Here is a 4,958-nt window from a genome sequence, read left to right on the forward strand (position 1 = left end):
GTCCGGTGGACCCGGGGGTCGTCCGATCGGCCGATGCGCCCGCCCGGGGCGCCGCCGTCAGGCCTCGTACTCGGTGAGGTCGATGCTGTGGAGGGTGAGGAGGGCGCCGGACTCCGGGTCGGTGGTGTCGGTGTCCTGCTTCATGCCGAGCTTGCGCAGGACGTTCTCGGATTCCTCGTTGCCGGACCGGTTGACGGCGACGACGCGGTCGAGGCCGCGGTCCTGGAGGGCGAACTCCAGGGTGGCGTGGGCGGCTTCGGAGGCGTAGCCCTGGCCCCAGAAGGGCCGGCCCAGCCGCCAGGTGATCGCCACGGCGTGCTCCACCTCCGGCGGGCCGTCGGGGACGGTCAGGCCGACGACGCCGATCAGTTCGCCGGAGGCGAGGAGCTCGACGGCGAACAGACCGAAGCCCTCGTCGTCCCACTCCTCTTCCCAGCGCTCGATGGCCTCGGCGGTCTCGTCCAGGTCGAGGACGGAGCCGTCGCCGATCCAGCGCATCACCTCCGGGTCGGCGTTGATCTCCGACAGGGGGACGAGGTCGTCGTCGGTCCAGCGGCGCAGGATGAGGCGGGGGGTGCGGATCTCGGTCATGCCCTCATCCTGCCGAACGCGGCCGACCAGGGGTAATCGGGCCCCGCGCCGGGCCCTCCGGGGCGCCCGGCGGGCTCAGGAGACGGTGATCGCGTCCAGCTTGGCCCGCAGGTAGGCGTGGGAGTCGACCGGCTCGTGGACGACCCTCCCGACGGGGGCGGGCAGGGACTCGACGCGGGTGTGCGGGTCGCACTCGTAGAAGTAGACGAGGGAGACCAGTTCCTCGGCCGGGGCGTGCGCGGGCGGCGGCAGGACCCGGTGGCGGCCGGCCCGCCAGCGGTCGCCGGTCCAGCGGGCCAGCAGGTCGCCGATGTTCACGGTGAGGGCCGCCGGATCGTACGGGGCGTCCTGCCAGCCGTCGGCGTCGGTGTGGATCTGGAGGCCGCCGGCGCCCGGCTCGCGGTCCAGGACCGTCACCGTCCCGAAGTCGGTGTGCGGGCCGATGCGGAACTGGCCGGGCAGGGGCGGCCCTACGGTCTCGGCGCCGGGGTACCAGTTGAGGTTGAAGCCCCAGGTGGGGTGGCCGGTGTGCCGGGTGAAGTGGTCCTCGGGCAGGGTCAGGGCCACGGCGAGGAGTTCCAGGAGCTCGTCGGAGAGGGCCCGCATCGCGGCGAGGTACTCGGTGACCGGCGGCCGCAGTCCCGGCACCTCGGCTGGCCAGGCGTTGGGCCGGAACCACGCGGCGTCCACCGCGGGCACGCCCGTGGGGTCCTCGGCCGCGCAGGACCAGGACTCCTTCAGGTCGGGCGGCGACTGCGTCCCCTCGGCGTAGGCGTTGGCCTCCGCGCCGGGTCCGAGCCAGCCCCGACCGCCGACGCTGACGGCGTAGGGCCGCTTCGTCCCGGGCGGCAGCCGGAAGAAGGTACGGGCTTCCTCGCGGATCCGGGCGGGCAGGGCCGGGTCGACGCCGTGCCCGGTGACCAGCAGGAATCCGGCGGACTGGAGCGCCTCGTCGACGCGCTCCGCGATCCGGGAGCGCGCGGCGGGGTCGCCGGACCGCCACGGCGCGAGGTCGATGACGGGGACCTGGGAGCTCACCATGCGGGGCCTGCCTTCCGGGGTGGGGCCGGGCGGTCGGGGGGTCCGACCGCCGGGGGTAGGGGGTTCAGGGGCGTTCGAGGCCGCTGCACGGCGGCGCGTAGTCCAGGTAGGGCATGTACGAGGACCACTGCGCGCGCGTGATCCGCGGGCCGGTGTGCGCGCAGGCCCCCGCCACGGCCCGGTCGAGGTCGGTGTCGGCCAGCCGCAGGGTGCTGTCGTAGCCGCCGGAGGCCAGGGCCGTGCCGTCGGGGCTGAAGGCGACCGACCCGACGGCGGTGGTGTGCCCGGTCAGCGTGGCCAGCGCGGCGGGCCGGGCCCCGCGGGGCACGCTCCACAGCCGGACGGTGCGGTCGTCGCCGGCGGTGGCGAGGGTGCGTCCGTCGGGGCTGAAGGCGACCGAGCCGACCACGTCGGTGTGCCCCGTGAGGGTGGCCAGGGCGGTGGGGCGGCGCGGTGCGGTGACGTCCCACAGGCGGACCGGGGTGCGCCCGCCGGAGGCGGTGGCGAGGGTCCGGCCGTCGGGGCTGAAGGCGACGGAGAACACGGCGGTGTCGTGGCCCGTGACCACGGCCAGCACGGTGGGCCGGGTGCGGTCGGTCACGTCGGTCAGGCGGACGGTGGCGTCCTCCCCGGCGGTGGCGAGGACCCGCCCGTCCGGGCTGAAGGCGACCGCGCGCACGGTGTCGCGGTGCCCGGTCTGCAGCGCGGTCTCGGCGGGCTCCCGCTCACCGGGCTCGCCCACGTCCCAGAGCCGTACGCCGCCGCCCGCTCCGGCGGTGGCCAGGGTGCGTCCGTCGGGGCTGAAGGCGAGGGCGCGTACGTCCCCGCCGCGCACGGGCAGTTCGGCCGCCACCGCCGGCCGGGCGGGCTCGGCCACGTCCCACAGGCGTACGGTGCCGTCGGCGCAGGCGGTGGCCAGCAGGCGGCCGTCCGGCCGGTAGGCCACGGCGCGCAGGTCGTCGCCGTGGCCGGTGAGGGTGGCCACCTGGGTGGGCCGGGCGGTGCCCCGGGTCTGCCACAGCCGGGCGGTGTGGTCCCCGCTCGCGGTGGCCAGCTGGCGCCCGTCGGGGCGGTAGGCGAGGGCGACGACCTCCTTGTCGTGTGCGGGCACCGAGGTCATCAGGGCGGACAGGAGGCTGTCGCGGGTCCGGGCGGTGGGCGAGAGCCGGTGGGCGGTCAGGCTCAGCTGGACGGCGAGCCCCGATCCGGCGCCGGTGGCGGAGGCGGCGGCGGTGAGGTCGGTGGCGGTCTCGGCGAGGTTCTGCGCGACGGCGTCGTTGCGCTGGCGGGTGACCTCCCCTTCGGCGCGCACGGCGTTGCCGGTGGCGACGGCGGCCACCCCGGCGACGGCGGCGAGCGCGCCGACCAGGGCGCGCAGCCGGCGGGTGCGGCGGCGGGCCCGGCGGTCGGCGGCGGCCTCGGCGGCGGTGCTGGCGTCGAGGAACTCCCGCTCCGCGGGGCCCAGTCCGAGGGCGGGCGAGCAGACGATCTCGCGGGCCAGCGCGAGCCGGGTGCCGCGCAGCAGCGCGCCGGGGTCGCGTCCCACGCCCTCCCAGGCGCGGACGGCCTCGGCGAGCTGGCGGTGGCGGCGCAGCCGTTCGCGGTCGTCGCCGATCCAGCCGCGCAGCCGGGGCCAGGCCCGGATGAGGGCCTCGTGGGTGAGCTCGACGGCGTCCTGGTCCAGGGTCAGCAGGCGTAACGCGGCGGCGCGGGCGAGGACCGTACCGGTATCGGCGTCCTGGCCGAACTCCTCGCGCGCGACGGGCCGTTTGGTGTCCTCGGTGCCCTCGCCGAGGGCGATGAGGTGCACGAACACCTGCCGGGCGAGGTCCTGCTGGCGGGCCGAGAGGGAGGCGTGGAGGGTTTCGGCGGACTGGGCGAGGGCCCCTTCGAAGCCCCCGGCCGCGTGGAAGCCGTCCAGGGTGAGGGCCGCGCCCCGGCGCCGCCGCCAGGTCTCCAGCAGCGCGTGCGAGAGCAGGGGCAGCGCGCCGACCTGGCCGTGGGCGTGCGCGACGAGGGTGGCCTGGAGTCCCCCTTCGACGGTGAGACCGGCCCGGCGGGCGGGTTCGACGACGGCACGGCGCAGTTCGGCGGCGGTCATCGGGCCGACGACGATCTGGGCCTCGCGGAGCACCTCGACGAGTTCGGGGTGGCGGGTGCAGTGCGCGTAGAAGTCGGCGCGGACGCCGAGGACCGCCCGGCAGCCGGAACCGGGCCGCCCGGCGGCGCCGACGAGCAGGGACACGAAGGCGGCGCGTTCCCCGGCGTCCGCGCAGACGGTGAAGACCTCCTCGAACTGGTCCACGATCAGTACCCGTTCGGGGGAACCGGGCTCCCCGTGACCGGCGAGGGCCTGCCGGGCCCGGTCCAGGGGGTGCGGCCCCGGGGTGAGCACGCTGACGGCGGGAGCGGGGGCGTCGGCGCGCAGCCGGGGCACCAGTCCGGCGTGCAGGAGGGAGGATTTGCCGGCTCCGGAGGCGCCGACGAGGGCGACGACGCGGTGCCGGGTCAGGGCGGTGAACAGGTCTTCGACGAGGCGTTCGCGGCCGAAGAACAGCCCCGCGTCCTCGGCGCGGAAGGCGGCGAGCCCCACGTACGGGAGCCCGTGCGCGCCGTCCTCGCGCCCGGACCCGGTGGCGGCGCCTCCCTCCGGCGTGTCGCCGGATCCGGCCGGTGCCGGGCCCCCGACCGCGAGTTCCACGGCTACGGCGTGCCAGCGGCGCTCCCACTCCCCCGGGTCCCCGCCGCAGGCGCGCACGTAGGACAGGGTCACGTCCAGGCTCGGCAGCCGGCGGCCGGCGGCGGCCCCGGACAGGGTCGCCACCGAGTAGTGGGCGCGCGCGGACAGGTCGCGGTACGGCGGGGATCCGGCCTCGTGGCGCAGACGGCGCAGGGCGGTGGCGAACTCCAGCAGAGGCCCGTCCCCGCCTTCCAGCGGACGTTCCTTGCGTGCCATGCACAGCCCCTTCCACCTCGGCCCCTTTTCTGCGGTCCGGGGTGGATTGTTCAGCAATTGTTTGTTCGCTGCCAGAGCGCCGACGGCGAACAAGGGATGGCGGCTACACCTGGGTCCGGACGGCGGCGACCGCCCTGCGGACGGCGCCGGGCGTCCCCGGGAACACACGGGGACGCCACCGGGAACAGACCGGTGCCGGACCGGCACCGGACCGAGAGCACGCCAGAGAGGAGGACCGCGGATGAGGCGAACACGAGGAGGCCCGGTGGCCGCCCTGGCGGCGGCGGTGGCTTTGACCGCGCTCGCCGGCTGCGGGGCGGGCGGACCGGCCGGCCGGGACCCCGGCGGCCCGCGGGCCGGGACGGCCGCC

At 76.7% G+C, this 4,958-nt stretch carries 3 protein-coding genes; all 3 read right to left on the reverse strand.

The annotated features are described in order from the left end of the window. Positions 1-57 precede the first annotated feature (57 nt). The 3 genes from ACFV0Q_RS38320 to ACFV0Q_RS38330 all read right to left on the reverse strand — a co-directional run bounded on the left by ACFV0Q_RS38320 (position 58) and on the right by ACFV0Q_RS38330 (position 4,588). Complete coding sequence (locus tag ACFV0Q_RS38320) at positions 58-591, reverse strand: GNAT family N-acetyltransferase (protein WP_385012295.1); 534 nt, start codon at positions 589-591, stop codon at positions 58-60. Between the two features lie 75 nt (positions 592-666). Continuing rightward, the gene (locus ACFV0Q_RS38325) at positions 667-1,632 is read right to left on the reverse strand and encodes an isopenicillin N synthase family dioxygenase (RefSeq protein ID WP_385012296.1); all 966 of its coding nucleotides are present in this window, start codon (positions 1,630-1,632) and stop codon (positions 667-669) included. 64 nt (positions 1,633-1,696) lie between these two features. Beyond that, the gene (locus ACFV0Q_RS38330) at positions 1,697-4,588 is read right to left on the reverse strand and encodes a hypothetical protein (protein ID WP_385012298.1); all 2,892 of its coding nucleotides are present in this window, start codon (positions 4,586-4,588) and stop codon (positions 1,697-1,699) included. Between the last annotated feature and the right edge of the window lie 370 nt (positions 4,589-4,958).

The organism is Streptomyces sp. NPDC059564, from assembly GCF_042735575.1.
Classification (GTDB): Bacteria; Actinomycetota; Actinomycetes; order Streptomycetales; family Streptomycetaceae; genus Streptomyces.